The organism is Arthrobacter subterraneus (assembly GCF_900099735.1).
GTDB classification, from domain to species: domain Bacteria; phylum Actinomycetota; class Actinomycetes; order Actinomycetales; family Micrococcaceae; genus Arthrobacter_D; species Arthrobacter_D subterraneus.
Window position 1 is genome coordinate 19,413 of sequence record NZ_FNDT01000018.1, and the last position, 26,198, is coordinate 45,610.

Annotated in this window: 26 protein-coding genes, 1 tRNA gene and 1 pseudogene; 23 read left to right on the forward strand and 5 right to left on the reverse strand. The window is 67.6% G+C overall.

The window, feature by feature from the left end; all coding sequences use genetic code 11:
- Nucleotide 1: 1 nt before the first annotated feature.
- Entirely contained in the window at nucleotides 2-433 is a 432-nt protein-coding gene (locus tag BLS52_RS14935) for a hypothetical protein (RefSeq protein ID WP_090587763.1), read from the reverse strand.
- A 312-nt stretch (nucleotides 434-745) separates the two neighbouring features.
- Between BLS52_RS14935 and BLS52_RS14940 the strand changes: the two genes are divergently transcribed.
- From BLS52_RS14940 to BLS52_RS14995, 12 genes are all read left to right on the forward strand, one after another.
- Nucleotides 746-1,825 carry an ArdC-like ssDNA-binding domain-containing protein gene (locus BLS52_RS14940; RefSeq protein WP_090587765.1) on the forward strand — a complete coding sequence of 360 codons (1,080 nt, stop codon included), beginning with the start codon at nucleotides 746-748 and terminating at the stop codon, nucleotides 1,823-1,825.
- On the forward strand, nucleotides 1,825-2,757 hold the full coding sequence (locus tag BLS52_RS14945) for a bifunctional DNA primase/polymerase (RefSeq protein ID WP_090587766.1): 933 nt from the start codon (nucleotides 1,825-1,827) through the stop codon (nucleotides 2,755-2,757). Before BLS52_RS14940 ends, BLS52_RS14945 begins: the two co-directional genes overlap by 1 nt.
- 32 nt (nucleotides 2,758-2,789) lie before the next feature.
- The gene (locus BLS52_RS14950; protein ID WP_090587805.1) at nucleotides 2,790-3,437 is read left to right on the forward strand and encodes a DUF2637 domain-containing protein; all 648 of its coding nucleotides are present in this window, start codon (nucleotides 2,790-2,792) and stop codon (nucleotides 3,435-3,437) included.
- Complete coding sequence (locus BLS52_RS14955; protein ID WP_090587768.1) at nucleotides 3,434-3,838, forward strand: hypothetical protein; 405 nt, start codon at nucleotides 3,434-3,436, stop codon at nucleotides 3,836-3,838. Before BLS52_RS14950 ends, BLS52_RS14955 begins: the two co-directional genes overlap by 4 nt.
- A 92-nt stretch (nucleotides 3,839-3,930) precedes the next feature.
- Entirely contained in the window at nucleotides 3,931-4,824 is an 894-nt protein-coding gene (locus BLS52_RS14960) for a hypothetical protein (protein ID WP_090587769.1), read from the forward strand.
- A complete protein-coding gene (locus BLS52_RS14965) occupies nucleotides 4,821-5,822 on the forward strand; it encodes a ParB N-terminal domain-containing protein (RefSeq protein ID WP_090587771.1) in 1,002 nt (333 codons plus the stop codon). The genes BLS52_RS14960 and BLS52_RS14965 overlap by 4 nt, the downstream gene beginning before the upstream one ends.
- 36 nt (nucleotides 5,823-5,858) lie before the next feature.
- Nucleotides 5,859-6,551, forward strand: a complete 693-nt coding sequence (locus BLS52_RS14970) for a flagellar basal body-associated FliL family protein (RefSeq protein ID WP_090587806.1) — start codon at nucleotides 5,859-5,861, stop codon at nucleotides 6,549-6,551.
- A gap of 12 nt (nucleotides 6,552-6,563) precedes the next feature.
- Entirely contained in the window at nucleotides 6,564-8,174 is a 1,611-nt protein-coding gene (locus BLS52_RS14975; RefSeq protein ID WP_090587772.1) for a M23 family metallopeptidase, read from the forward strand.
- A gap of 6 nt (nucleotides 8,175-8,180) precedes the next feature.
- Entirely contained in the window at nucleotides 8,181-8,447 is a 267-nt protein-coding gene (locus BLS52_RS14980; RefSeq protein ID WP_090587774.1) for a DUF6112 family protein, read from the forward strand.
- A 172-nt stretch (nucleotides 8,448-8,619) separates the two neighbouring features.
- Entirely contained in the window at nucleotides 8,620-8,919 is a 300-nt protein-coding gene (locus BLS52_RS14985; RefSeq protein WP_285132586.1) for a DUF6112 family protein, read from the forward strand.
- 35 nt (nucleotides 8,920-8,954) lie between these two features.
- On the forward strand, nucleotides 8,955-10,319 hold the full coding sequence (locus BLS52_RS14990; RefSeq protein ID WP_090587777.1) for a conjugal transfer protein TrbL: 1,365 nt from the start codon (nucleotides 8,955-8,957) through the stop codon (nucleotides 10,317-10,319).
- 3 nt (nucleotides 10,320-10,322) lie between these two features.
- A complete protein-coding gene (locus BLS52_RS14995; protein WP_090587778.1) occupies nucleotides 10,323-11,792 on the forward strand; it encodes a PrgI family protein in 1,470 nt (489 codons plus the stop codon).
- Nucleotides 11,793-12,673: 881 nt separating this feature from the next.
- Here BLS52_RS14995 and BLS52_RS15005 read toward each other — a convergent pair.
- On the reverse strand, nucleotides 12,674-14,377 hold the full coding sequence (locus BLS52_RS15005) for a hypothetical protein (protein ID WP_175460190.1): 1,704 nt from the start codon (nucleotides 14,375-14,377) through the stop codon (nucleotides 12,674-12,676).
- A gap of 135 nt (nucleotides 14,378-14,512) precedes the next feature.
- Between BLS52_RS15005 and BLS52_RS15010 the strand changes: the two genes are divergently transcribed.
- From BLS52_RS15010 to BLS52_RS15045, 8 genes and pseudogenes are all read left to right on the forward strand, one after another.
- The gene (locus BLS52_RS15010) at nucleotides 14,513-15,343 is read left to right on the forward strand and encodes a hypothetical protein (protein WP_090587782.1); all 831 of its coding nucleotides are present in this window, start codon (nucleotides 14,513-14,515) and stop codon (nucleotides 15,341-15,343) included.
- Complete coding sequence (locus BLS52_RS15015) at nucleotides 15,340-16,824, forward strand: ATP-binding protein (RefSeq protein WP_090587784.1); 1,485 nt, start codon at nucleotides 15,340-15,342, stop codon at nucleotides 16,822-16,824. The genes BLS52_RS15010 and BLS52_RS15015 overlap by 4 nt, the downstream gene beginning before the upstream one ends.
- Nucleotides 16,821-17,372: a hypothetical protein gene (locus BLS52_RS15020; RefSeq protein ID WP_090587786.1), complete on the forward strand. Its 552-nt coding sequence runs from the start codon at nucleotides 16,821-16,823 to the stop codon at nucleotides 17,370-17,372. Before BLS52_RS15015 ends, BLS52_RS15020 begins: the two co-directional genes overlap by 4 nt.
- Nucleotides 17,369-19,144, forward strand: coding sequence for a type IV secretory system conjugative DNA transfer family protein (locus BLS52_RS15025; RefSeq protein ID WP_090587788.1), 1,776 nt, complete (start codon nucleotides 17,369-17,371; stop codon nucleotides 19,142-19,144). Before BLS52_RS15020 ends, BLS52_RS15025 begins: the two co-directional genes overlap by 4 nt.
- Before the next feature lie 79 nt (nucleotides 19,145-19,223).
- Nucleotides 19,224-19,667: a single-stranded DNA-binding protein gene (locus tag BLS52_RS15030; RefSeq protein ID WP_090587789.1), complete on the forward strand. Its 444-nt coding sequence runs from the start codon at nucleotides 19,224-19,226 to the stop codon at nucleotides 19,665-19,667.
- A gap of 16 nt (nucleotides 19,668-19,683) precedes the next feature.
- Nucleotides 19,684-20,283: a hypothetical protein gene (locus BLS52_RS15035; RefSeq protein ID WP_175460191.1), complete on the forward strand. Its 600-nt coding sequence runs from the start codon at nucleotides 19,684-19,686 to the stop codon at nucleotides 20,281-20,283.
- Between the two features lie 4 nt (nucleotides 20,284-20,287).
- Nucleotides 20,288-20,515 (forward strand): hypothetical protein, encoded by a 228-nt coding sequence (locus BLS52_RS15040; RefSeq protein ID WP_090587791.1) that lies wholly within the window; start codon nucleotides 20,288-20,290, stop codon nucleotides 20,513-20,515.
- Between the two features lie 180 nt (nucleotides 20,516-20,695).
- Nucleotides 20,696-21,736, forward strand: a pseudogene (locus BLS52_RS15045) (recombinase family protein); the annotation flags it as partial.
- On the opposite strand, the gene BLS52_RS18875 reads toward BLS52_RS15045, so the two are convergent.
- Together BLS52_RS18875 and BLS52_RS15050 are read right to left on the reverse strand one after the other, a co-directional pair.
- Nucleotides 21,653-22,219 carry a hypothetical protein gene (locus BLS52_RS18875; RefSeq protein WP_245702888.1) on the reverse strand — a complete coding sequence of 189 codons (567 nt, stop codon included), beginning with the start codon at nucleotides 22,217-22,219 and terminating at the stop codon, nucleotides 21,653-21,655. The pseudogene BLS52_RS15045 and the gene BLS52_RS18875 sit on opposite strands and share 84 nt — an antisense overlap.
- A gap of 130 nt (nucleotides 22,220-22,349) precedes the next feature.
- Nucleotides 22,350-22,422 (reverse strand) — tRNA-Ala (locus BLS52_RS15050).
- Between the two features lie 69 nt (nucleotides 22,423-22,491).
- On the opposite strand from BLS52_RS15050, the gene BLS52_RS15055 reads away from it, so the two are divergent.
- Genes BLS52_RS15055 through BLS52_RS19010 form a run of 3 tightly spaced genes read left to right on the forward strand, consistent with a single transcriptional unit; the run spans nucleotide 22,492 to nucleotide 25,637 of the window.
- A complete protein-coding gene (locus BLS52_RS15055; RefSeq protein WP_090587792.1) occupies nucleotides 22,492-23,958 on the forward strand; it encodes a DHA2 family efflux MFS transporter permease subunit in 1,467 nt (488 codons plus the stop codon).
- Between the two features lie 31 nt (nucleotides 23,959-23,989).
- Nucleotides 23,990-25,468 carry a S10 family peptidase gene (locus tag BLS52_RS15060; protein ID WP_139186279.1) on the forward strand — a complete coding sequence of 493 codons (1,479 nt, stop codon included), beginning with the start codon at nucleotides 23,990-23,992 and terminating at the stop codon, nucleotides 25,466-25,468.
- Nucleotides 25,469-25,514: 46 nt separating this feature from the next.
- Nucleotides 25,515-25,637 (forward strand): hypothetical protein, encoded by a 123-nt coding sequence (locus BLS52_RS19010; protein ID WP_281241728.1) that lies wholly within the window; start codon nucleotides 25,515-25,517, stop codon nucleotides 25,635-25,637.
- Nucleotides 25,638-25,654: 17 nt separating this feature from the next.
- Here BLS52_RS19010 and BLS52_RS15065 read toward each other — a convergent pair whose 3' ends face one another.
- Complete coding sequence (locus BLS52_RS15065) at nucleotides 25,655-26,155, reverse strand: DUF456 domain-containing protein (RefSeq protein ID WP_090587794.1); 501 nt, start codon at nucleotides 26,153-26,155, stop codon at nucleotides 25,655-25,657.
- Between the last annotated feature and the right edge of the window lie 43 nt (nucleotides 26,156-26,198).

Sequence of the window (26,198 nt, forward strand, 5' to 3'; positions counted from 1 at the left end):
GTCAGTGCTCAGGCGTTGGTGCCATTTCCTCATCCAGGAACTTGGTGATGGCGTGGAGTGCTTTCGGCGAGATGTCGCCGAGGGTGCGGCCAGCATAGGACTTCACCTTCGCGGCACGCATGGACCGAACCAGGTCGAGCTGCGCTGAGACCTTCTCGGGCGTGGCGGCACCGTCCTCGCCGAGCAGGAACGCCGCGTCCACGTGGAAGAACGCGGCGAGCCCCTCGAAGACTGCGGGGTCTTGGACGTAGCGGTGGCCGTTGACCATGTACGTCCAGCGCGACCGCGAAAGGTTGGTGCCTCGCTCTTGGAGGTAGCCGGCGATCTGCGAGTAGGTCGGCTCCGTGCCGGACTCGGCCACAGCGACATCCATCAGGAGCCGCAGACGTTTGGCGAGGTCTTCGGCCGCAGCCTGGCTCTCGTCTTCGGTCATGGTGGCTGACCCCCTTCCCTTCGCGACGGGCAAGGCATCGATGTGGGCCACCCGGAGGGTGGTTGTGCATGCTCAACCGTACTTGTTGAGCATGCACAAATCAAGGGTTGCGCATGCTCAACGGTCGGTGTTAGAACAGGACTCCGGGACACTTTGAGCATGCTCAATACCGGTGCCCCGGTCTCGGCTCGGGCGGCCTCAAGGAGGTGAACGATGTCCAGCTCACAGTCCGGACACGGGTGTTCGCGCCTACCTGCCAGGTGTACCGCCGCGCGCCACCGCGCCGCGGCCCACCGAAAAGGAGACCGGAGCATGGCATCGAACGAGGACGCCCGCGCGGCGCGAGAGGCGAAGCTCGACGAGCTGCACGAGAAGCTGACCGGCGCGGTCGAGTCGCTGGTCTCCGGTGACGACTGGCGGCAGGCGCTGGCCTTCGCAGCACGGTTCAGGTCGCGGTCATTCAACAACACGATGCTGATCTGGGTGCAGCACGAGGCCGCGTTCGAGGCAGGCCGCGTGCCCGAACCCTTCCCCACCCTCGTCGCCGGATACCGGCAGTGGCAGGGGCTGGGACGGCAGGTGATGAAAGGGCAGCCGGGCTACATGATCTTCGCGCCCGTGACGGGCCGGTTCGCCACCGCGACTCCTGCCGATGCGAGTTCGTGGCGGCGGCTCGGCCCACGGGAGAAGCCGAAGGCCGGCGAAGTGGTGCGCTCGCGAATGGTCGGAGCGCGACCGGCCTACGTGTGGGATGCGTCCCAGACCGACGGCGAACCGCTGCCGGTCCCGCCCGCTCCGGCGCTGCTGGAAGGTGAAGCTCCGTCGGGGCTGTGGGAAGGGCTGGCGGGGCAGGTTCGCGGCGCGGGGTTCGAGGTGCTGCGGGTGCCGCACGAGGGGATGATCTCCGGCGCGAACGGCATGACCGACTACGAGGCGCGCACGGTCGCGGTGCGGGAGAACATGGACCCTGCCGCGCAGGTCAAGACGCTCGCGCACGAGCTGGCGCATGTGCTGATGCACGATCCCGACGATGAGGAGGCGCGGCAGCATCGCGGCATCCGCGAGGTCGAGGCCGAGTCCGTGGCTCTGATGGTCGGTGCGGCGCACGGCATGGACACTGCCGGGTACACGATCCCGTACGTCTCGACCTGGGCCGTCCGCGTGGACGGCCAAGAGCCCGTCCAGGTGGTGCAGGCCACCGGCGAGCGGGTGCGGAAGACCGCGCTGGCGATCCTCGACCAGCTCGACACGCTCCAGGTCGGCGACGGCACCCCGCCCGGCCTCGACCGCGACAACGCCAGTCCGCGCACCTCCCGCACGTCTGCGCCTGCGGTGGAGACCGATCGTCCGCGTGCTGCGCAGGTGCCAGCTCTGGCAGGGCGGGGGCTGTGATGCCCGAAGCATTCGATGTCCTGGCGGCGCTCATTCGCGTGGATCGCTCGCCAAGCCTGGCGTTCGCGGCTCGGAGCCTCGCGGCGGCTGGCGTGCCCGTGTTTCCGTGCGTCGTCGAGGGGAAGCGTCCGCTGACCCGTCGTGGGTTCCTCGATGCGAGCAGCGACCCGGAACAGGTCGCGGCCTGGTGGTCGCGCACACCGAACGCGAACATCAGCATCCCGACCGGCGCTGCATCGGGCGTTGTCGTCGTCGATGTCGATGTCCATGGCCCCCACGATGGCCGCGCGGCATTCGAGCGCGCCGCCGAGGCGGGGCTCGTCGATGGAGCGGGTCTGTTGGTGCGCACACCCACCGGTGGCGCGCACGTGTACTTCCCGGCGACACCGGGCCGGGAGCAGCGGTCGTGGCAGGCAGCCACTGCGGGTGTCGATTTCCGGGGCGACGGCGGCTACATCATCGCTTCGCCTTCCCGGCGAATCATCGACGGCAACGTCCGCCGCTACGAGGTCGCCGACATCGCCGCGCACTCGGTCGGCCCGGTGGACGCGACCCGCCTGCGGGACTTCCTCGACCCGCGCCCCGTCGCCTCAACGCGCGCCGAGGGCACTTCGATGGCCGTGGATGGGACGCGGCTGGCGGCGTGGGTCGCCGGGCGGGGTGAGGGCGAGCGGAACCGGGGCCTGTTCTGGGCCGCCTGCCGCCTCGCCGAGAACGGCGTCTCGCCCGCCGACGCGCTCGATGCCCTGGGTGCTGCGGCACAGTCCGCGGGTCTGGGCGATCGCGAGATCACTACGACCGTGCGCTCTGCCTACCGAGCCACCCAGCCCGTATCCGAGGCCACGTCAGACCACCGGGCCCAAGGCGCGGGCCGGTGGTTCGAACGCTCGGGAGGCCCACCTTCCGCAGCCTTGGGGAGGGCGGGGCTGTGAGGCGTGAATCGGACGGGCGGCGCTGGGCCGCGATGACCGCGGTCGCGGGGACGGTGTTCATCGCCGCCGGGGCGTTCTGGCTGTCGTTCACCTCGTTGGCCGATCTCGCCGCTCGCTCGGGGATCGGTGCGGGGCAGGCGTGGGCGTGGCCGCTGATCGTGGACGGCATCATCGTCGTCGCCACGGTCGCCGTCGTCGCTCTCGCCGGGCAGCGCTCTGCCTGGTATCCGTGGGCGCTGCTGGTCGGCGGCGCGATCGTGTCGGTGACGGCGAACGCCATTCACGCCGTCGTCGCCGCAGATGCTGACGTGCCCAGGATGCTCGCGGCCTCGGTCGCCGCGGTGCCGCCCGTCGTGCTGCTGGCCATTACGCACCTGACCGTGATCCTCACCCGCGCCACCGACCCCGCCACCGAACCTACCGCCGCCGCGTCGTTCTCGACGGCTGCTGCGGAGTCGATGCCTGCGCTGCCGTCCGCCGAAACCGAACCGACCCGTCACGACGAGGGCGTGGCGGATCGGCGGGCGCTGGGGCAGGAGCTGCGGGAGGCGGGCTGGTCGAACAAGCGGATCGCCCGCGAACTCGATGTGCATCCCTCGACCGTAGGCCGCTGGTTCGCCGTCGCACACCTGACTGACACAAATGACACCGCCGACGAGCGGGAGGAGACGACCCCATGAACACCAGCGACAACGCGCAGCACACCGACTCGGTAAGGCCCGATCCGGCGAGGCTGGTCCTCGAGGAGCCGCGGGAGCGCCCCGAGCCAGTCGAACCGGCGAGCACGCCGGAGGCGGTGCAGGCCGCGCAGGTCGCCCGCGACGACAAGCAGCACGCGATCGTTCGCGGGCGCGGCGTGGAGTGGGTACGCCCCACCGACCTGATCGCCCGGCACTCCGCGCACGCGGCCGGGCGTGGTCTCGACTTCCAAGCCGAGCTCGCACGCCGCACCCGCACCCCGCTCGGTGCAGGCGTTCGTCGTCTCGGGGACCGCGCCCGGCGGTTGCCGCCGATCTCAGCGTTCGGGCGCAGCAGCACACCGGCGTCGCAGGTTTCCCGCTCCGGGGTCTCGATGAGTTGACGGTGGTGACGGGTCATGGCTGCGACAGCATCGGCTACAGGACGCACTCGTGGGAGCGAGTGCGCACCTGCCTGCCAGGAGGTGCCGACACCATGACCACACCAACCCGCACCAGCAGCAACACCGAGCCGACGGCCTTCGGGGCTGAGGACTTCACCACCGGCGAGGGCCTGCGCGCCCTGCTCAATCGCCTCGCCGAGGGCGGCGAGGATGCCTGGGTTCACGACCCGGTAGCCCGCGACCTGATGGAGTTCGCCGCCGACAAGTACCGCGCTCTCGCGAGGAAGCACAAGCTCGACACCTGGGAAGCGGTCACGGCGGCGTTCGACGCGATGCAGTACCGCTCGACCCGCGAGGCCAACGATCCGTGGGCGATCATCACCCACGCCGTGCGGATCACCTGCGTCTACGAGGAACGCGCCCAAGGTCTGCTCTGCTCGGTGCACCAGGCCCGCCGCGCGCACGTCTCGGCGTTCCACGACCCCGAACGGTTCTCCGAACGCGACACCGCGCTGGCCGACTACCATCCCGCGTTCCACACCACCGACCTGCGTCCCAGCGACCTCGAAACCGAGCCGCGCGACAGTCTCGGGTCGGCGCAGGCGTGCATGTCCGCTGGATCGGCGGCCGAGGACGCCATCGCGATGCTGTGCCTGCTCGACTGGCCGACCGACACCGCTCGGGCCGCCGTCGAGCACGTCTGCGGTGCGTTGATGAAGGCGGGCACCCGCCAGTCCGCCTACGAGGCGCTGCGCCGCGACCGGCACGCGCGGGCTCTGCTCGACCTGCCGCGTCGCTCCTGGGCCGCGCTGCTGAAAGCACTGCTCGGGAACCCGCACCCGGCCTACGTGGCCACCAGCAGCGGTCGCGGCATCCTGCTCCGGCTGCTGCTGGGCGAGACGCTCGACCTGCTGCTCCGCGACGATGATCTGATCCTCGCGCTCGCTCTGGCCGCGCCGAGTGGTGGAGGCGGTGAGGCGTCGTGACCGAGCCGCAGATCGGCAGCATCCAGCTCGACCGCACGGTCGAGTCGATCCTCGTCGGCACACGGCACCGCGCCGACCTCGGCGACATCGACACACTGGCCGCCTCCATCGACCGCGACGGCCTGCTGCAACCTCTCACGATCACCATCGACGGCGTGCTGGTGTGCGGGGCACGACGTCTGGCCGCGATCAAGAAGCTCGGCTGGCGCACCGTCAACGTGTGGGTTCGCAGTGGCCTGTCCGACCGACTCGGACAGCTCCTCGCCGAGCAGGACGACAACATGCTCCACAAGCCCTACACCCAACTCGAAGCCGCCGGCCTCTACCGCGAGATCAAGCAGGTCATGGCCGAAGACGCCGCCCGCCGAAAGTCCGCCACCCAGTTCAGCAGCGAGAACCAGCCGGGAAACGACGGTGGTGCAAACTTTGCACCACCGTCGAGCGGGCCGCTCGGGAAGGCGCGGGAGCAAGCGGCGGCGATGATTCCCGGCGGTGCATCGCACACGACGCTGGAGAAGATCGGCTACCTCGAAGACATCGCCCACAACCCCGCTCAGCCAGAGGCGTTGCGCACCGAGGCTGCCGCCGGGCTGGAACGGATCGAGGCCGGCGACCCGGTGCATCCGATCTACCAAGCGATCCGCGACGCCGACACCACCGCGCGGGAGCGACGCGAGGCCGAGCTGCACGCCCGCGCCGAAGCAGCCGTAGCCCAGGCGAAGTCGATCAAGAAGGGCAAGCGCATCCCACCCCGCCCGCTGCCGCTCGTCACCGGCGACGGCCAGCCCGTCCGCTACCCGCTGCGCGCGTTCGTGCAGACCTGGGGCGAGCTGGCTGACTGGTGGACCCACTACGACGCCGGCACCCTCGCCGCCGAGCTGACCAACGAGCAGTTCGAGAACTTCCTCACCACCACCGACGGCACCGTTCGGTTCGCCGACGCACTCCGCGTCGCCCGCGAAGGCACGGCGGAACGGCCACGACTCCGAGCCCTCTGACCGCGGGCGTGGGTGCCGGGTGCGCACCTGCTCGGCATGAGCCCTGCACCCACCAATCCCCGGAACCGCCGCCGACTCGTCGCCCTCATCGCCGCCGGCGTCGTCCTGCTGCTCCTGACCGGTGTCGGCGTCTACGGACTCCTCACCGGCCCCCGCAACAGCACCACCCCCGATCCTGACTCGGAGCCTGGCCCGGTCACCACGGCACCGCCAACCGTGGCACCGAGCACGCCTCTACCGCCGCGAGTTCCAGCGGTTCCCCGTTCTGCCGACCCCGAGACTTTCGCTCAGGGCGTCGCGTCAACGCTGTTCGCCTGGGACACCGCTTCGGGGCTGTGGCCGCTGGACTTCACCTCGACGATCCTCGCGGTTGGCGACCCCAGCGGGGACGAACAAGCAGGGCTGGCCTCCGACGTGGCCGCGTACCTGCCGACCCGAGACGCCTGGATCGAGCTGCGGCAGTACGCCACCCGTCAGCACCTCACCATCAACACCACGTACGTCCCCGACGCTTGGTCCGAGGCGGTAGCGCAGGCCCAGCCAGGGCAGCTCGCGGCCGGAACGTCGGCCGTCACGATCGAGGGAACCCGCCATCGCGCCGGGGTCTGGAACGGCCAACCGGTCATCAGCGAGCATCCGGTCGCGTTCACCTTGTTCATCGTCTGCGCACCGGCCTACCCGACGTGCCATCTGCTGCGGCTGTCGCAGCTCGACAACCCGCTGCGCTGAAGGGCTGGCGTCGTGTTCCGCAAGGCCGCCATCGCAGCCCTGGCACTGCTGTTCTTCGCACCCGCCGCAGCACTCCTCGGGATCGGGGTGCTGATGAATCCCGCCGCTGCCTACTGCGCCACTCCAGCCGGGAGCGTGAACCTCGGCCCGATCCCGGACTCGCTCACCGTGACCACCGCGAACGGCGAAACCTTCACGCTGAATCGTCAGCAGCTCACGCACGCGGCCACGATCATCTCCGTCGGAAACGGCATCACCGACGTGGGCAGGCCCGGAATCAAGATCGCGCTGATGGCCGCGCTCACCGAGTCCACGCTGCGGATGCTCACCAACACCGGCACGTACCCCGAGTCGGCGACCTACCCGAACGACGGCAACGGCGGCGACCACGACTCCCTCGGCCTGTTCCAGATGCGCCCCCAATCCGGGTGGGGCACTGTCGCCGAGCTCATGGACCCGAACTACCAGGCGCGAGCGTTCTTCGGCGGGCCGACCGGACCGAACTACCCCTCGCCACGCGGACTGCTCGACATCCCCGGCTGGCAACAGATGGACCCCGGCGAAGCCGCCCAAGCCGTCGAGGTGTCCGCCTACCCCGACCGCTACCGCAACTACGCGCCCGTCGCCGACAGCATCCTCACCGCCCTCACCACAGGCGGCAGTGCTGCTCTTGGTGTCGGCGGCCCGGCGGTGTCGTCGTCGCGGGTGGTGTTCCCGCTGCCCGAGGGCACCTGGGTGCTGACCTCGCCGTTCGGGATGCGGGTGCACCCGATCACGGGCGAGCGGAAGATGCACACCGGCACCGACTTCGCCGCGCCCGACGGCACCCCGATCCTCGCCGCCGCGGACGGCACCGTCACGGTCGCGGAGTTCTCCGGCGGGTACGGCGGCCTCATCGTCATCGAGCACACCATCGACGGCAAGACCGTCGCGACCGCCTACGCGCACATGTGGCAGAGCGGCATCCACGTCCGTCCCGGCGACCGGGTGAGTGCCGGGCAGCACATCGGCGATGTCGGCTCCTCGGGCATGAGCACTGGCGCACATCTGCACTTCGAGGTCCGGCCCGGCGGCACGAACAGCGAGGCCATCGACGCCGCCGCCTGGCTCAACCAGCACGGGGCCGCGAACCTGCCGACGGCGACCAGCGGATCACCCGCCGCCTGCAACAACGCCACCGCGGGCACGCCGACCGGTGTCGATGGAGACCCCGACCGGCTCGTCGACGATCCCACCAGCTCGGGCAAGATCACCGCCCGCATGCTCCACCTCTACCAGCAGACCCTCGCCGCGTTCCCCGACACCGGCTGGGGCTGCTACTCACCGCGCCCCGGCACCAAGTCCGAGCATCCCCTCGGCAGGGCGTGCGACATCACCTTCGGCAACCGCATCGGCCAGCGACCCACCCCGGTACAACTCGACGCCGGCTGGAAGGTCACCAACTGGATGAAGGACAACGCCGACGTGCTCGGCGTCGAGTACCTGATCTGGCAAGGCCAAATCTGGTCGGTCGCCCGCGACGCCCAGGGCTGGCGACCCTACAACGGCGGCGGCATGCACGACCCCGCCTCCATCACCGGAGGCCACTACGACCACCTCCACGTCACAGTCAAGGTTGGGTGAACGGAAATGGGTGTCTTCCCCGACTTCAACGGGCTCGGCGGCATCGGCGACCTGCGCGCCGTGGTCGGAGCGCTCCTGGCGTTCGTCCTCATCGTCGCCGTCCTTATGTTGATCGTGTCGGCCATCGTGTGGGCCATCGCGACCGCCCACGGCAACTACGCGACCGCCAGCAAGGGCCGCATCGGTGTCCTCGTCTCCGTCGGTGCCGCCGTCCTCGCCGGAGGCGGCGTCGCCTGGATGAACTGGCTACTCAACCTCGGCCAACAACTCTGACGCCGAACGCCTCCGAACCTGTCAACGCCCACGTCCTCGCCGACGTGGGCGTTGTCGTCTCCGCTGCCGAGGGGTCGCGGGTGCACCTGTCGCGTGTACCCCGTCTGCGAGTTCGTGGGCGGGCCGCCCGTCGCCAAGGAGACCTACCGTGTTCGATCTGCTCGCCAACGTCATGTCCGCGCCGCCGCTGCTGGTGCCGATGGACATCAACATCGACCCCAACACCAACGGCCTGCCGGGGATCAACCAGCTGCGCACCATCGTCGGCGCGGTGATGACCATCGGCCTCATCCTGTCCGTTCTCGCGCTGATCGTGTCCGCGATCGTGTGGGGCTTCGGCGCGAACTCCTCCAACCCGCACCTCGCCTCGCGCGGGAAGATCGGCGTCCTCGTCTCCTGCGGCGCGGCGGTGATCTGCGGCGCGAGCGTGACGCTCATCAACTTCTTCTGGAACGTCGGCCAGTCCGTCTGACCCGCCCGTCGTCGTCGAGAGTGCTGGTGTTCGTGATGGGCGTGTGCGACGTTCCCGTGATCTCCTCGGTCTGCGATGCCGTCGGCGAAGGAGCCGCCTCGCTGGTCGCGGCCCCGTTCGACTGGCTCGCCCAGGCGATGGGTGCCGCCGCAGGGTGGCTGTTCGAGGCCGTCTGGTCGGTCTTCGACACCACGACCCTGGTGGATGTCACCAAGCCCGGCTACATCGCCGTCTACAACCTGCTGTTCGGCATCGCGGTATTCGTGATGCTGATCTTCTTCTGCCTCCAACTCATCACCGGCCTGATCCGCCGCGACCCCACCGCACTCACCCGCGCCGCCCTCGGCCTGGCCAAGTCCGTCCTCGGATCGTTCGTGGTCATCACGCTCACCGCGCTGCTGTTGGAGGTCGTCGATCAGCTATGCATCGGGATCGTGCAGGCCGCCGGAGAGACCACTGAGTCGATGGGCGACAAGATCGCCCTCCTCGCCGGAGGGCTGGTCGGGATCAACATCGCCGCTCCCGGCGTCGGTGCGATCATCACGATCTTCATGGCCGGCCTCGCGATCACCGCCGCCGCGATCGTGTGGCTGTCCCTCCTCGTCAGGAAAGCGCTCCTGCTGGTCGCGGTCGTGTTCGCGCCGCTCGCGTTCAGCGGTGCCTCGTGGGATGCCTCGCGGGGGTGGATCGGGAAGTGGGCGATGTTCGTCGTCGCGCTGATCTGCTCCAAGCTCGTGCTCGTCGTGATGTTCCTCGTTGCGATCACCCAGGTCTCCGCACCGATCGACGCCGACCTCGCCTCGATCAGCGACCCCATCGCGGGGATCGTGCTGATGGCGATGGCCGCGTTCGCCCCGTACCTGACGTACAAGTTCATCGCGTTCGTCGGGTTCGACATGTACCACGCGATCGGCTCCGAGCAGGACGCCAAGAGCGCCCTCAACCGCCCGATCCCCGTCCCGACCAAGCCACAAGGCGGCGGCGACCCGAAGAAGGTGCTCGACGGAACCAACAGCGGCGGCGGGAACACGGGTGGAGGAAGCAGCGCACCAGCACCGCCGAAGGCCCCAGCGCCGGCACCCGCCGCGAGCGGCGGAGGGGCCGCCGGCAGTGGAGCCGCGGCAAGCGGAGGCAGTGCAGCCGCGGCCGGTCCCGTGGCAGCCGGGGTGGTGGTTGGGGCGAGCGTCGCCAAGGGTGCCGCAACCGCCGGCCCGAAGGCCGGAACCGCGCTGGGAGCCCAGGGCGAGCACGCCGCCGACGCAGCAGCGCAGACACCGCCACCGTCCGCCGTATCGCCTGCGGCACCGCCGTCGAGCCCGGCACCACGACCGCCGAGCAGCGACCCGTCACCGCCGTCGAAGCAGCCCCCGCCGCCCGCGCCACGCCCACCGAAGGAGTAGACGATGAGCAGCACGAACCACGACCGGCCCCCCGCGGGCGAACTCGTGCCGGTGAAGTTCTCCCGCCTCACTCGTCGCGGTGTCCTCCTCGGCCTGTCGCTGACCCAGCTCATCACGCTCGCCATCGGCGGAGCCACGCTCATCGGCGCGTTCTACGCCGGCGGCGGGATGCTGCTCGCCTACACCGCCCCCATCTGGGTACTCGCCGCGGCGTTGACCTGGATACCCATCGCAGGTCGGCCAATCGTGGAGTGGCTGCCCATCGCCTGCTGGTGGCTGTGGCGCACCACCGGCGGGCAACTGCTGTACCGACGCAGGATCGTCGTCCCGCGTCCCGTTGGAACCCTCGCACTGCCCGGCGACATGGCGCGACTGCGCGAGTACACCGACCCCGATACCGGAGCCGGGATGATCCACGACCCCCACGCCGCAACCCTGACCGTGGTGTGCGAGGTCACCCATCCCGCGTTCGTGCTCCTCGATCCAGGCGAGCAGGAACGCCGCGTCAGCTCCTGGGGCCGCGTGCTGGCAACCGTCTGCCGTTCCGGGCGAATCGCGACGCTGCAAGTCCTCGAACGCACCCTCCCAGACTCAGGCACCGGACTCGCCGAATGGTGGGCCACCCACGGCACGGCTGACGGATCATGGGCGGCCGACACCTACGCCGAACTCATCGACCGGGCCGGACCCGCCGGTGAACGCCACGCGACCACGCTCTCGCTGTCACTGGACATGAAGACCAGTGCCCGTCAGATCAGGACCGCGGGCGGCGGGATACGCGGTGCTGCCGCCGTGCTGCGGCAAGAGATGAACACGATCGTCGCCGCGCTCCGTTCCGCCGACCTCTCGCCCTCGGGATGGCTGACACCAGGGCAGATCGCGGTGATGCTGCGTTCCGCCTACGACCCGGCCATCGCTGCCACCCTGGAACGGCACGGCACGCTCGGCCAGTCCCTCGCGACCGCGGGGCCGGTTGCGGTCACCGAGACCTGGGGCAAGCTGCGCACCGACTCCGCCCACCATGCGGTGCTCTGGGTCAGCGAGTGGCCGCGGTCGCTGGTGTATCCGGGGTTCCTGTCGCCGGTGCTGCTGTCCACCGGCATCCAACGGTCGTTCTCGCTGATCTGCACCCCAATGCGATCCGATGCCGCCGCACGCGACATCCGCAAGAAGAAGGTCGAGCACATCTCCGACCAGGCCCAGCGCGCCAAGATCGGCCAGATCGAGGACGCCTCGCAGACCGCCGAGTACCACGACGTTCTCCAGCAAGAAGCCGACCTCACCGCCGGACACGGCATCCTCCGCTACACCGGCCTCATCGCCGTCTCAGCCCCAACCGTCGAAGAACTCGACGCCGCCGTCGCCGCCATCGAGCAGGCCGCGATCCAAGCGTCGTGTGAGACCCGGCTCCTCGTCGGCCAGCAAGCCGCCGCGTTCACCACCGCCGCGCTTCCGCTCTGCCGACGGGTGTAAGCCCTCCCGACACGGCGTGACCCGACCTTGTTCCGGCCGAGGATCAGGCTCGCGCGTCGATAAACCGAAGCATCGAAACAGGAACCGGCGCGTCTGGAGTTCGGGGCAGATCAACAACGGGAAGCGCCAGTGATACCTCTGCGAGGTCATCGACCCCGAGTTCTAGCCAGTCAGTGCAGTCGGCGTGCGGCAAAGCGCTCACCAACTGGCGATCCGCAAGCAGCAAGCTGAACGGAGGGAAGTGAATCACGGCAGAGATTGTCGGTGTGGTCGCGGCCGTCCATTCATCATCCCTTCCACCATCCCGCGATAGCTTTACGGCCAAGCCCTCGTGTGCTCCCTCAAGGACCGCCGCCGCCCCGTCAGGCGCGATCGCCGCCAAGAATCGGATGCCCTCGGGCGCTGGGGCTGCGACTCCATGCCGCACGGCCCAGACCAGGTCAGGGTGTGAATCGATGAGCTTCGGAGTCAGCGCTGTCATGCCTGCGAGCGCGGAGCGGATGAATCGACCCGGGCGAACCTCGCTGAGCTTTCCTTCAATGTGAGTCCGCTCGCCCTTCCACTGGGAGTGGAGCAGGTTGCCCGCGAAGGTGTAGGCCCACCGAATGTACTCGTCATCCCAAGGGGATGTGGCCGCCCGGCAGGTTTCGCAATGCGCGTACAGGCTGGCGCCACCGAGGCGTGGCCGCCCGTGGGCAAGTCGGCTGCCTGCTGTCGTGCCACCCCAAGAGAAGCTCCCATTGTTGAATGCAGCTCTCGGTGGCACGTGTGCCTTGGTGAGTCTTGCCAGGGCCCCGCACAGCGCGCACTTGCCGCTCTTTGCCCGCCCACCCGTCGGCCGGAAGCCTTCCTGCTCACTCATGCCTACACTCGCGCAATCTCTAGGACTCGATGGCGGAGTCTGCTGTGGCAAGTCCTTCAATCGCTGTCGCGGCCGAAACTGCGTGGGGCGTTCTTTCGGAAAGAGCCGCCGCCAGGCTGTCGATGTCCTCGTGCTCCGCGGAGTCGGGGAACATCCAATGCAGATCGCGCTCCTCTGTGGCCACGTCGATAGTGGGTCGGACGCCCGCTCCGCGGTGCGAGCGACCGCGTACATTCCGCACGTCATCCAAGGAGTAGATCGGGCCGAGTTCGCCTCGTTTTAGGAGTTTCCCTGGGTTGGCGGTAACGATCCGTCGGTCAGTCACCGCTACGAACGTGCTCGACGCGAACTTCTCAACGATGGCACTGGCTCTTCCTGGCGCGAGCGCGTCCCAAGTCGCATCAACCCTTCTGGCGAGAATGGCCGGCACGACTCCAGCGAAGTTGTGAGTTCCCATTTCGTATGGGAAGGCCACGCTGCGAAGCGTCTCGCCATCCTCAAGGAACCACCGAAGGATATGCAGATACGGATCGAGTTCAAGCCCTTCGGGTGCGCATACCGCCGCTGGTACTGCTGGCATCTCGACTGCTGGCTGGAGCATGTTGGCCAAAGGGTCGATCGCTTCGAGGAGCTGCCTGCAAGTGAGTTGAGAAGCCTTTGCGTCCTTTCGCTTCTTCGTGAGAGGCACGGTAGCGCGGCCGGGAAGTTCGGCGATGATCCGCAACTCACGCACGAGTGACTCGGTCAGCGATCGGATTTCGGCTAGCGACTCGTCGATCTCGACGGGAGTGTTACGGGCGATCCGGTCGAAGAGCTGCGCTTCGCTCTCGTCGTTGGTGCTTCGTGTTCTGGCGAGGGCAGCCCGGACAGCCTGGTACTCCGCGTGGGTCTTGAGCGAGCTAAGAAGCGCGTACGTATCGAAGACGATCGCTTCGGCGTTGGATTCGAGGTATTGGCGGCGAGCACGACCGTCGAGCTTCCCGAGTTCCTGGACATGGCCTGCCACGTTCTTGCGGTATAACTTCAACTGCTTGCGGATGTTGGGGCCGCTGGGAGCAATGGGCTCCCAGACAGAGTCCGTGATGGCGTCGAGTTCGCGGGTCTCCTTGACTGCCTCATCTACGGACTCCGCCAGCCCTTCAAGCTCTGCCCATTGCTCGTTCCGGATGGCCTTGAGCGTCTGCGTCGTGAGCTGAATGTTGGAGCGGACGAGGCCCGAAATCTCACCGAGCTGCATCTGGAGCGCGATCATGGCGACAGCCGGGCCGATGGCTGCGATCGCCGTGGCGGCCGTCATCGACGCGGGGATGAAGCGTGCCTGCGCGACCAGTTCACCGTTCTTGAAGATCGCTCCGAGCTTCGCGCCGTCCTTCGCGGCCATCTGACCACCGCTCTTCAACAGAGACAGCGTCGCATCGTTGACGCGGAAGAGGCCTTGCGCGCTCGACACAGCCTCCGCGACGTTCCCGACGATCGTGCCTGCGTTGCCGAAGGAACCGAGAGCGGTGGAGAGCTGAGCGCGGTCGAAGGACGGCACCATGTCAAGGCTGATGAGTTCAAGACCGTCGGGGACTTCGCCGAATACGACTGCGACGCCTGGCGTCACCTCGACGAGGGTCGTGAACGCTGCGAGTTCAAGTGCGTCGGACCTGATCTGACCATCTTCCGAGGTCTGCCTGCCAACGGCATCGTCGCTACCGGATTCGTCGCGCGGGTCGTCCATGTGGGCTCTCCTTCTCGCCGGTGACTGCCTCGTGCCTCCCTCCGACGCCTCCATCAAGTATGTCAGCCACCTCCGACAGCGCCTGGGGTCATCGCAGCACACCTCCCCATCACACGACTCGCGAGGAGGCCGACCATGCCCACGTTCTTCGATTCGACTGCCGATGCCGCTGAGGCATCCGAGGCGCTGCGAGGCTTGGCCCACGCGAGCCGGGGTTTCGATCAGCCCGCCGAGATGTATGGGGTGATCGGTGATCTGTCCTCGGGGATGCGCTCGCTGCGGCAGGTCCTCGACCAGATCGCCGACGTTCATGAGCGCAAGGCCGCGCACGCCTTCAACGACGCTGGCAACCACGAAGCAGGAGCGCGAGACGCGCTTGCTGCTGCGCAAGAGCTACACCAGGCCGCGAATCTCGTCGACCGGGCCTACGACCGGCTCGCGGAAGGGTTCATCGCCGCCGGGCGGATCGCCTGGCACCCCGAGCCGACTGTCGAGGAGGCCGCGCCGTCGCGGTGGGTCAGCGTGGTCTTCCTCCAAGGCGAGGAGGCCGACCGGCCGTTGCGCATCCTCGGCAAGCTGGGACATGTCGATGCGGTGGACTACCTCGCACAGCGGGACTATGGCGACGAAACCACACAGGCCGCGCTGGAGAACGGGTACGTCTACGACGAGCCCGGCGAGGGCACCAACGACCAGGTGGCGATCTCCGGCGACTACGCGCTGGTCGTCAACCCGCACATCGGGTACGTCTCCCTGCTGCGCCGCTACACCGAACCCGACACCGAGGCACAGGAAGCGGCACAGACCGGGCCACCCCCGATGCGGGACGGCCCGGAGCTGCTGGTGTCCTACTCATCGCCGGACGCTCCGAAGCGGACCGACCTTCCGGCCCCGAAGTCGGATGGGTCGTGGTTCGAGCCGGCGAAGATCGCTGCGGTGAAGCAGGCCCGGGGGCTGGGGCTGTGACCCAGGATCGGGAACGGCTGCACACCGCCGTTCTGGTGGCACCGTCGAAGGAACGGCGGAAGCTCCGCAAGCAGCGCCGCCGCGCAGAGGCCCGGCTCCACGCCGAGCAGCGCAAGGCCGCACTCGCCGCAGCCAGGGTCAAGGCCGAGCAGGAGCGGGCTGAGCGGCGCGCCACGATCTACCTCCCGAAGGCCGGCGAGACAGGTGCCGCGCGGTTGCGGACGCCAGGTCGGTTCCATCTGACGCGCCATCAGGACACCTCGGCGACCTTGGCGGGTGCGTATCCGTTCGTCGCCGAGGGTGGCCTCGGTGCCGATGGTGTGTTCGTGGGGCAGGACCTGTACTCGGGCGGGAGCTTCGTCTACGACCCGTGGGTGCTGTACGCGCGCGGCATCATCACCGCACCGAACGTGGTGCTGGCCGGGATCGTCGGCTCTGGGAAGTCGAGCCTCGCCAAGTCCCTCTACACGCGGTCGTTGCCGTTCGGTCGGCGCGTGTACGTTCCCGGCGATCCGAAGGGCGAGCACACCGCGGTCGCCAACGCCGTCGGCGGACGCGCGATCGTGCTCGGCCACGGACTCAACACCCGCCTGAACCCGCTCGACGAGGGCCACCGACCCGACGGGCTGTCGGATGAGCAGTGGACCAACACGGTCGCGGCGCGGCGTCGTGACCTGATCGGTGCGCTCGCCGAGACCGTGCTCGCCCGCGGGCTATCGCCGTTGGAGCACACCGCGATCGACATCGCCCTGACCCAGACCGTGCGTGAGAACGATGTGCCGATCCTGCCGATGGTCGTCGAACGCATCCTTGCCCCCAGCGCGGATGCCGACGGTCGGCTGGTCGAGGACGGCCGTCTGGTCGGTCACGCGCTGCGCCGTCTCGTGGCCGGTGACCTGGCGGGACTGTTCGACGGGCCGTCCACGGTCAAGTTCGATCCGTCGTTGCCAATGATCTCCCTCGACCTGTCACGGGTCACGGAGAACTCGACGCTCATCTCGGTGTTGATGACGTGCTCGTCGGCGTGGATGGAGTCCGCGCTGCTCGACCCGAACGGTGGGCAGCGGTGGGTGATCTACGACGAAGCCTGGCGGCTCATGTCCCACCCGGCGCTGCTGCGGCGGATGGACGCACACTGGCGACTCGCCAGGCACTACGGGATCGCGAACATGCTGATCTTCCACAAGCTCACCGACCTCGACAACGTAGGCGACCAAGGCTCAGCCATGCGATCACTGGCAAACTCACTGCTCGCGAACGCCGAGACGCGGATCGTGTACCGGCAGGAGTCCGACCAGCTCGGCCCGACCGCGACCGCGCTCGGCCTGACCGGCACCGAGCAGCAGCTCTTGCCGAACCTCGGCGTCGGCCAAGGCCTGTGGCGGATCAAGGCCAGGAGCTTCGTCACGCAGCATCAGCTGCACCCGGCCGAGCTCGCCTTGTTCGACACCAGCAGCCGCGCGGCGGGAGGCCACCGATGAACCTCACCAGCCCACGCCGATCCACCCCGAACGACGACGAGAACCCTGCTCAGGTTGAACTGCCGCACGTCCTCGTCACCGTCGCCACCGACGGAACCCTCACCGCAACCATCGACGGAACACCATTCCCCGCACCCGGCGAGACCGCGTGGACGCGGACGACTTTCGGGCCGCTCATGGATGCCATCACCAAGGACCGAACCGTCGCGGTCCGGGTGGAGGTGCGCGAGTGCGACGGGAGCGTCTTCACCGACATCATCCGCCCCCGCGCACCCCGACGCGCCGTGGCGTTGCCGGAGAAGCCGGTGCCGGAGACGCGGCGGAGTCGTCACGCACGCCGGGAGCCGCGCTTGATGGAGGTCACCGCCGACGGGTTCGTCCCCGGTGAGGATGTCGCCGCCGCTGTGATCGTCTCCCACACCGACGCCACCGGAACCGGCGACGCCCGCGCGCTCATCGACCTAGACACCCTCCCCGACACCGCTGGGCAGGAAGTCATCCTGCTCGGGCGCATCTCGGGCACGTTCGCAGTGCGGCGGCTGACATGAACCAGCGACAAACAGGGGGCATGGGCGACGAACTCACCAACGCCGCCCTCATCGGGCTGATTGGCATGTTCGGCATCGCGCTCGTGCTGCGCGCAGCCGGCAGCATCACCGCGTTCCTCACCGGCCTGCCACAGCCGGACGCCGGCCCGGCCGCGGGCCTCGGAGTGCTGTTCAACCCCGCCGACCCCGCGACCGCACTCGGTGCCGACGGGCTCAACCCGATCCTCTACTGGCTCATCAGCACGGTCATGCTCGGCGGGCTCGCCGCCGGGACCGTCTGGGTCTGGATCATGCTGCGCCACCACACCAGGAAGACTGAGACCGACCCACACCGCCTCGCCGGGACCGCCACCAGCCAGGAAGTGAAGACGGCCGCATCGGCGAAGGCACTGCTGCACCGCGCTGACACCTTGCGGCCGTCGCTGGAATCCCCAACACCGGAGGATGTCGGCTACCTCCTCGGAGCCAGTCGCGGCACGAAGGTATGGGCATCGGTCGAGGACTCGATCCTGCTGATCGGCCCGCCCCGCTCCGGCAAAGGCCTCCATGTCGTCATCAACGCGATCCTCGACGCACCCGGCGCGGTCGTCACCACCAGCACCCGGCCCGACAACCTCACCGCCACCCTCCGCGCCCGCCGCCGTCGCGGCGGCCCGGTCGCGGTGTTCGACCCGCAACGCCTGGCCGAGGGCATCCCTGCCGGGCTGCGCTGGTCACCGGTACGCGGCTGCCACGACCCACTGACCGCGATGATCCGCGCCAACGGCCTCGCCGCCGCTACCGGCCTCTCCGCTGGTGGGGTGGAGTCCGGAGGCTTCTGGGAGGGCAAGACCCGCACCGCGCTTCAGAGCTTGCTGCACGCCGCAGCCCTCGACGGCAGACCACCCGCCGAACTGTTTAGATGGACCCTCGACCCCTCGGCTGCCTCCGAAGCGGTCGCGATCCTCAACTCCCACCCGAACGCGGCGATGGGCTGGGACGACTCCCTGGCCGCGATGATCGACGCCGACCCCAAGACCCGCGACAGCATCTGGCAAGGCGTCTCCCTCGCCCTCGCCGCGCTTGCCGACCCTCGCGTGCTCGACGCGGTGTCACCTGAGCCGGACGAGCAGTTCGACCCCGAGACCTTCCTCACCGAGCACGGCACCCTCTATCTGCTCGCCACCGGGGCAGGTGCGGGTGCCTCCGCGTCGCTGGTTGCGGCGTTCGTCGAAGACCTCATCGAGACAGCGCGCAGGCTCGCCGCCCGCTCGCCCGGAGCCAGGCTTGATCCGCCGCTGCTGCTCGCGCTCGACGAGATCGGGAACCTCGCGCCATTGCCGTCGCTCCCGACGCTCATGGCCGAAGGTGGCGGCACCGGGATTACCACCATGCCCGTGTTGCAGTCTCTTGCCCAGGCCCGCGACCGGTGGAGCGAGCACCAGGCCGGCGCGATCTGGGACGCCAGCATCGTCAAGATCATCCTCGGCGGCGCCTCCAACAGCCGCGACCTCCAAGACCTTTCCACCCTCATCGGCGAACGCGACGAGTACACCGACTCGGTGACTCTCGGGGACGGCGGTACCCGCTCCAACCAACGCTCCATCCGCCGCGTGCCGATCCTGCCGCCAGACCGCATCCGCACGCTGCCGTTCGGCACCGGCATCACCATGCTCCGCTCCGCACCACCCATCGTCACCGACCTACGCGCCTGGCCCTCCCGGCAGGATGCCGCGCAGCTCCGCAGCGATCGCGCGGAGCTCGAAGCTCTCCTGCGCAGCCCCGCATCCTGACGACTCTGGGTGCCGGGGCGTACCTGCCTGACACAGCGACCACGTGCAGCTGGTCGCCCGAGTTCAGGAGGACGCCATCATGGCCATTCATACCCAGGAGTCACTGTCAGGCTTCATCGCCTCGGAGCCGTTGCTCACCGAGACGGCCAAGGGCGACGCGAGGTTCTTCGCCCGCATTGGCAAGGAGCACTTCCGCCGCGAGGAAGACGGCTCGTTCACCCAGACCGAGACGACCTACCACCACCTGGTGATGTTCGGACGGTCGGCCGAGCATGCACACGCGAACTTCGCCCAGGGCGACAACTTCGTGGCCGAGGGCTACACGCGCCCGGTCAACTACGAGCGCAATGGCCAGGCGATCGAGGGCGAAGAGTTCATCGCCAAGAAGATCGGCCACGACGCCGCGCGAACCCGCTACGAGGTAGACCGCACCCCGCGCAACTCGGCCGGACGAGACGCAGCCGCCTACGAGCCGCCCCAGCGAACGAACGCTGTGGCACAGGCCGCGCCGGTCAGCATGTGAGTTCGGGAGCCAGACCATGACGAACGATCAGAACCAAGAACCCGCAGCACCCGATGTCCCCGTCGGACCGTCCGAGGTGGATGAGCCTGACGTGTTCGACGGGCCGCCCCGCGTCACCAACGCCGACATGCCCGAGCCGCCACACCCGGTGAACTGGAACCTGCTCACCGCTCACGAGCTGGAGCAGGAATGGCTCGCGCTGAACCGGTGGGTGGACTGGCTGCGCCGCACCTACGGACTTCAGGTCTCGGTGATTCCGCCGTTCTGGCATCACCATCCGGAGATGGTCTGGGAGCTGTCGGCGTTGCACCTGCACTGGCTGGCTGCCTACGACCCCGAGCAGAACGCGTCCGCACCCCTCGGTTGGCATCGCGACTTCGCAGACGCGCGAGAACGCCTCCGCTACTGGGTCACCGCCTGCAGTACGCGCGGGGACCGCGACCGTCCCACCCGGCAGGCCGCCTGGCCCGGCGAAGAGCCCGCCCCCGCGATCCAGGAGGTGAAGTTCGACGACAGGGACGAAGAGTTCGTGGACTTCGTGATCACCCAGGTCCGCAAGCGGCAGGAAGCCGAAGACGAGTTCTACGCCAGTCTCGCCGACGACGAGGGTCCGTAGACCGATGAGCCGCTATGCCAAGAAGACCGACCGTCGCCCCTACGAGGAGCGGTCGTTCTCCGTCCGGGCCGTGCATCGCGACCGCGCCGACCTGCACAAGCTCGCCGAAGTTCTCATCCGGCTGACGTTGCAGGAGACAGGCGAGAGCCGAGCCGCCCGCGAAGCGGCCCGGGTGCCCGACACCTACCGGGCGGCCCCCGATGACCTGGCCACCTCAGAGGCCGCCCGGTAGAATGAACCTCGCAAGCCTCGCAACGCGGGGCGTTGTGGCCCAAACCTCGTCATCTGGCGGGCAACACGCACCGAGACCATCGGGTCTCGCCCTACAGCCTTCACCGGCTGCTCTCACGATCAACGCCCCTCCCACCGCAGTGGGAGCGCGAGGGTCGAACCGCGTGAGAGTGAGCCACCGATGACCACCATTGCCGACGATCCGGCAGCCAGCCTCATCGACCCGCCCCGGACCGCTGCCGTCGCAGTGTCGTACCTGCGGGTCTCAACCCGTGAGCAGGCAGAGAAGGGCGGCACCGACGAAGGCTTCTCGATCCCCGCCCAACGCGAAGCGACCAGGCGCAAGGCCGAACAGCTCGGCGCCGGCATCGTCGAGGAGTTCGTTGACGCGGGAGCCTCAGCCAAGTCCTCCGACCGGCCCGAGCTCATGCGGATGATCCAGTACGTCAAGGCCAACAAGGTCGCGTACTGCATCGTTCACAAGGTCGACCGGCTCGCCAGGAACCGAGCCGACGATGTGAGCATCCACCTCGCACTCCAACAGTGCGGGGTCATGCTCGTATCCGCGTCGGAGAACATCGACGAGACGCCCTCCGGGATGCTGCTGCACGGCATCATGTCCACGATCGCCGAGTTCTACTCCCGCAACCTCGCCACCGAAGTCACCAAGGGCATGACGCAGAAAGCCATCGGCGGCGGTACAAACGGACGAGCGCCCATCGGGTATCTGAACGTCCGCAAGCGCGACGAGATGGGCCGCGAGCTTCGCACCATCGAACTCGACCCCGAGCGCGCGCCCATGATCGAGTGGGCCTTCAAGGCATACGCCTCCGGGAACTGGAGCGTCAGCCAGCTCCACGACGAACTCACCTCGCGCGGACTGCGCAGCCTGCCCACGCCGAAGAGGCCGGCGAAGCCCTTGGCCGTGTCCACCATCCATCGCCTCCTGACCAACCCGTACTACAAGGGCGATGTCATCTACCGAGGCACCCGCTACAAGGGCAACCACCCGGCTCTCGTGCCTGCCGAGGTCTGGTACCAGGTCCAGTCCGTGCTCACCGCGCACCAGTGCGCCGTCGAGGCAACCCAAGTCCACGGCCACTACCTCAAAGGCACCATCCACTGCGGCCAATGCGGATCACGGCTCATCGTCTCCAACGCGAAGAACCGCCACGGCAACGTCTACTGCTACTTCGTGTGCTCCGGGCGGCACTCCAAGCGCACCGACTGCACGCGCCAGGCGATGCTCATCGAGGACGTCGAGAAACTCGTCGAGGACTACTACACGCGCGTCCAGATCACGCCGGCCCAGCAAGACGCACTCGCGGGGATGCTCCACCACGAGTTCGACCGGCTCATGGCCGCCGAAACCGAGGAACTGGAACGCCTCACCACCAACCGCAACCGGCTCGAAAGCGAGCAAGACCGCCTCATGCAAGCGCACTACGCCGACGCGATACCGCTCTCCGTACTCAAGCGCGAGCAAGACCGCATCGTCGCCGAACTCGACCAGGTAACCCGCCGTATCGACACCCACTTCGGCGACTACGCCGACGCTCGCGCCCACCTCGATGACGCGCTCGGCCTGCTCGCCAACTGCGCTGACATCTACGCCCGCTGCGACGACACCAACCGGCGGCTGTGCAACCAGGCGTTCTTCACGAAGGTCTTCATCGACGAGGACAACGAGCTGCGCGTCGAGCACAACCGGCCCTTCGAAATGCTCCTCGATCCGCAGGTCAACGCCAACGCTCTGACCTGGGCCGCAGACATGAACAAGGCCCGAACCTCTGCCAACGTTTCCATTGGCAAGGGTTCGAGCCTTGTGCGTGCGGTGGAGCCTAGGGGAATCGAACCCCTGACCTTTTCATTGCGAACGAAACGCTCTACCAACTGAGCTAAGGCCCCGCAGCAACCAAGATACCCCAGCATCCGGGCGAAAAACCAAATGTCAGCAGCCGGCTGTACCCTCAGACCATGCAATCCTCCGTTGCGGAAATCCGGGCATGGCCCGCACTGTGGTCGCTTGTCATCGGCTTCTTCATGATTCTCGTTGACTCGACCATCGTGTCTGTTGCCACGCCTGCCATCATGGAGGAACTGCAGGCTGACATTGACAGTGCCATCTGGGTGACCAGCGCATACCTCCTGGCCTATGCCGTCCCGCTGCTGATCACGGGCCGGCTCGGTGACAGGTTTGGGCCGCGCAGGGTTTACCTCACCGGCCTCGCGGTCTTCACTGTCTCCAGCGCGCTGTGCGGATTCGCCGGTTCCATCGAACTGCTCATCCTTGCGCGCGTGCTTCAGGGCCTCGGTGCAGCCCTCATGACCCCGCAAACCATGTCGGTCATTACACGGATTTTCCCTCCGGACCGCCGGGGATCGGCAATGGGGCTCTGGGGATCCGTTGCCGGAATCGCAACCCTGCTGGGTCCCATCCTGGGCGGAGTTCTCGTCGACGGTCTCGGCTGGGAGTGGATCTTCTTCGTCAATGTACCCGTCGGCGTCGTCGGGTGGATCCTTGCCTACCGTCTGGTACCGAAGCTGTCCACCACGAGCCACTCCTTCGACCTCATCGGTGTTGTCCTCAGTGCAGCAGGCATGTTCTGCCTTGTCTTCGGACTGCAGGAGGCCGAGAGCTACAACTGGGGGCGCATCGTCGGCCCCGTCTCGGTGTGGTCACTCATCGTTACCGGCGCGCTGCTGTTCAGCGCCTTCATCGTTTGGCAGCGCCTCAACCGGAAGGAACCGCTCGTTCCGCTGAGACTCTTCAGGGACCGCAATTTCTCGCTGGCCAATACCGCAATCTCCGCGATGGGGTTCGCGGTCACCACCATGACCCTGCCGCTCATGCTCTACGCACAGAACGTCCGCAACCTCTCCCCCACGGAAGCGGCGATGCTGCTTGCGCCCATGGCAATCATTTCCGGAGCCCTGGCGCCTTTTGTCGGAAGGCTCGTGCAGCGCGGCAACCCCAAGTACATGGCCGTTTCGGGATTCGCGGGGATGGCAATTGCCCTGTTCTGGCTGGCGGGCCTGCTTACACCGGACACCCCGATCTGGCTATTGTTGCTGCCGCTGTCACTCATCGGCCTGGCCGGCGCGGGAATCTGGGCGCCGGTTTCCCTGACCGCCACCCGCAACCTGGCGCCATCCCTCGCCGGCGCAGGCTCGGGCGTCTACAACACCACGCGACAGGTCGGCGCGGTACTCGGCAGTGCCGGCATCGCTGCGATCATGCAGGCCCGGCTGGTTGCCAATGGCGCCGTGGATAATCCCGGGCGCGCCGCCGAATACTCCGCCGCCATGGGGCAGGCCCTTCTCCTGCCTGCAACCGTTGTGGTCATCGGTCTCGCTGCGGCGTGCTTCTTCGCCCGCCCAGAGCTACGCCAGGCCTGGAGTCCGGATGCCGAACCGACCAGGGAAACCGCCAGGCAGGGGTAGTTGCCTTCGTAACCACCGCTAGGCTCGAGGTATGGCTGAAGAATTCGCAACAGAAGACACCACCGCTGAAACCTCGGAACCCGCCCCAGTGAAGGAAGTCAGCGACGACTTCGTCACGCGGCAACACACTATGCCGTCCGGTCTCGCCTACACCACCTCAACAGGCCGGCTCGTCCTCCGCCGCGAAGAGGTCAAGGACGGGAAGTCGGAGGATTTCAAGCCCAAGGCGGAGATTTTCGTTGTTGCGTACACCGCAGACAATGCGTCCGCCAACCGGCCGGTTACCTTCGCGTTTAATGGAGGGCCCGGGTCCTCCTCCGTGTGGCTGCATCTGGGCCTGCTCGGGCCGCGCCGGGTGGATTCCGGTGATGTCGGCGCCATGACGCCGCCGCCGTTCGGCCTGGTGGATCATCCCGAAACCCTACTCGAGCACAGCGACCTCGTCCTGATCGACCCGGTGAGCACGGGATTCTCCAGGGTTGTTGAGGGCGAGAAGACCGATGAGTTCCACGCGTTCGTCGAAGACCGGGACCTCGTTGCTGAAGTAATCCGCCTCTGGACCACACGGAACAACCGGTGGCTCTCCCCCAAATACCTTGTCGGCGAGTCCTATGGAACGCTGCGCGCCGTCGCCGTCGCGGGCAGGCTGTTCGACGCCTACGGCATGGCCGTCAACGGACTCGGGCTGATCTCGACCGTCCTGAACATGTCCACGCTGCGCTTCTTCCCCGGAAGCGACACTCCCTATGCCCTCCACCTGCCCACCTATGCGGCGATCGCCCACTACCACGGCAGGCATCCCGGCAGGGAACTCACGGAGGTGGTCCGTGAGGCGGAGGAGTTCGCTTCCCGCGAGTTCGGGTATGCCCTGTCCCAGGGCGCCCGGCTGAGCGAGACCGAGTACGACGACGTGGTGAACCGCCTGAGCGCGATCACCACCCTTGATGAGAATTTCATCCGCCGCACCAACCTGCGCTGGGCTTACCACGAGTTCGCCGCCGAACTTCTGCGCTCGGAGGGTCTGGTGGTGGGCCGGATCGACGGTCGGTTCACCGCTCCGCCGGCAAACCTCCAGTCATCGAGTTCAATGGATGATCCGAGCATGCGCGCCATCACCGCACCCTTCGCTGCGGCGATCAACCACTATGTGCGTGCTGAGCTTGGATATGAGAACGACCTCCCGTATGAGATCCTCACTGCCCGGGTTCAGCCATGGAGTTACCGGACCTTTGAAGGGGCGCCCGTTGACGTCAGCGACGTACTGGAGCGGCTCATGGTCCACAATCCCGCGTTGCGCGTACACGTGGACTACGGCTATCAGGACGGCGCCACACCGCATTTCGCAGCGGAGTACGTGTTCGCCCATATGACCCTCACTGACGATGTTAAGGACAGGATTTCGCATCACTATCACGAAGCCGGGCACATGATGTACCTCAAGCCCGAGTGCAGGCGTGCCCAGCTGGCAGCCCTCCGGGATTTCGTCGTCCCGCAGTCGACACAGAATTAGTCAGTGTGCTTACTATGGAGGTTCACTCCACGAAAGGCGGACCACCATGCTGAAGAAGATCCTCATCATGCTCGCACCGGTTATTGCGTCGAAGCTCCTCGGCAGGCGTCAGCAGGGACGCGCCAACACCAAGTACAGCCGCGGAAGGAACCGCGGCTTCCGGCGGTAACCGCAGCGTGAGGCGGGTCAGCGCGTGGCGAAGTGCGCCCAGACTGCGAGGACCCAGGCGCTGCCCGCCGCACACGCAAGTACCAGCTCCACCACAATCCCCCAGCCAAGGGCCTTCAGCGCCTCTCCGCTTGAGGACACCGCCGCCCGGAAATCACGCAGGCGGGCGGCTTCGCTCAGCAGCAAGCCCGCCACGAAGCCGACCACCAGTCCGACCACCGGTATGACGAACATGCCAACCACGCCCAGGACGAGCCCGACGGTGACGGAACGCCCAGGGATCCTGCGCTGCCGCAGTTTCCTGCCGGTCAGTATGGCTCCTGCAAGCAACCCGGCCAGCGCGAGGACCCCGCCCACGCCGAGGGCAGTCCACCCCGGTGCGCTCGTCACCGTGAATGCCCACGCCAACAGTGCTCCAATGATGAGGATGCTGCCGGGCAGAATCGGAACAACAACTCCCGCCACGCCCACGGCGATGGCCAGCCCGCAGAGCACGGTGACAAGAATTTCCCAGTCCATGCCACAAGCATGCCACCGTCGGCGCGGCAACCTTGTACCTGCA

What these genes read in the sequence shown, in the direction of transcription:
- BLS52_RS14970 (WP_090587806.1), top strand. Translation starts at nt 5,859, where the DNA reads ATGAGCCCTGCACCCACCAATCCCCGGAACCGCCGCCGACTCGTCGCC.
- BLS52_RS15025 (WP_090587788.1), top strand. Translation starts at nt 17,369, where the DNA reads ATGAACCAGCGACAAACAGGGGGCATGGGCGACGAACTCACCAACGCC.
- BLS52_RS14950 (WP_090587805.1), top strand. Translation starts at nt 2,790, where the DNA reads ATGACCGCGGTCGCGGGGACGGTGTTCATCGCCGCCGGGGCGTTCTGG.
- BLS52_RS14985 (WP_285132586.1), top strand. Translation starts at nt 8,620, where the DNA reads ATGTCCGCGCCGCCGCTGCTGGTGCCGATGGACATCAACATCGACCCC.
- BLS52_RS15060 (WP_139186279.1), top strand. Translation starts at nt 23,990, where the DNA reads ATGGCTGAAGAATTCGCAACAGAAGACACCACCGCTGAAACCTCGGAA.
- BLS52_RS14995 (WP_090587778.1), top strand. Translation starts at nt 10,323, where the DNA reads ATGAGCAGCACGAACCACGACCGGCCCCCCGCGGGCGAACTCGTGCCG.
- BLS52_RS14990 (WP_090587777.1), top strand. Translation starts at nt 8,955, where the DNA reads ATGGGCGTGTGCGACGTTCCCGTGATCTCCTCGGTCTGCGATGCCGTC.
- BLS52_RS14960 (WP_090587769.1), top strand. Translation starts at nt 3,931, where the DNA reads ATGACCACACCAACCCGCACCAGCAGCAACACCGAGCCGACGGCCTTC.
- BLS52_RS15005 (WP_175460190.1), bottom strand. Translation starts at nt 14,377, where the DNA reads ATGGACGACCCGCGCGACGAATCCGGTAGCGACGATGCCGTTGGCAGG.
- BLS52_RS15040 (WP_090587791.1), top strand. Translation starts at nt 20,288, where the DNA reads ATGAGCCGCTATGCCAAGAAGACCGACCGTCGCCCCTACGAGGAGCGG.
- BLS52_RS14945 (WP_090587766.1), top strand. Translation starts at nt 1,825, where the DNA reads ATGCCCGAAGCATTCGATGTCCTGGCGGCGCTCATTCGCGTGGATCGC.
- BLS52_RS15055 (WP_090587792.1), top strand. Translation starts at nt 22,492, where the DNA reads ATGCAATCCTCCGTTGCGGAAATCCGGGCATGGCCCGCACTGTGGTCG.
- BLS52_RS15020 (WP_090587786.1), top strand. Translation starts at nt 16,821, where the DNA reads ATGAACCTCACCAGCCCACGCCGATCCACCCCGAACGACGACGAGAAC.
- BLS52_RS14955 (WP_090587768.1), top strand. Translation starts at nt 3,434, where the DNA reads ATGAACACCAGCGACAACGCGCAGCACACCGACTCGGTAAGGCCCGAT.
- BLS52_RS15035 (WP_175460191.1), top strand. Translation starts at nt 19,684, where the DNA reads ATGACGAACGATCAGAACCAAGAACCCGCAGCACCCGATGTCCCCGTC.
- BLS52_RS19010 (WP_281241728.1), top strand. Translation starts at nt 25,515, where the DNA reads ATGCTGAAGAAGATCCTCATCATGCTCGCACCGGTTATTGCGTCGAAG.
- BLS52_RS14935 (WP_090587763.1), bottom strand. Translation starts at nt 433, where the DNA reads ATGACCGAAGACGAGAGCCAGGCTGCGGCCGAAGACCTCGCCAAACGT.
- BLS52_RS14940 (WP_090587765.1), top strand. Translation starts at nt 746, where the DNA reads ATGGCATCGAACGAGGACGCCCGCGCGGCGCGAGAGGCGAAGCTCGAC.
- BLS52_RS14980 (WP_090587774.1), top strand. Translation starts at nt 8,181, where the DNA reads ATGGGTGTCTTCCCCGACTTCAACGGGCTCGGCGGCATCGGCGACCTG.
- BLS52_RS15010 (WP_090587782.1), top strand. Translation starts at nt 14,513, where the DNA reads ATGCCCACGTTCTTCGATTCGACTGCCGATGCCGCTGAGGCATCCGAG.
- BLS52_RS15065 (WP_090587794.1), bottom strand. Translation starts at nt 26,155, where the DNA reads ATGGACTGGGAAATTCTTGTCACCGTGCTCTGCGGGCTGGCCATCGCC.
- BLS52_RS15030 (WP_090587789.1), top strand. Translation starts at nt 19,224, where the DNA reads ATGGCCATTCATACCCAGGAGTCACTGTCAGGCTTCATCGCCTCGGAG.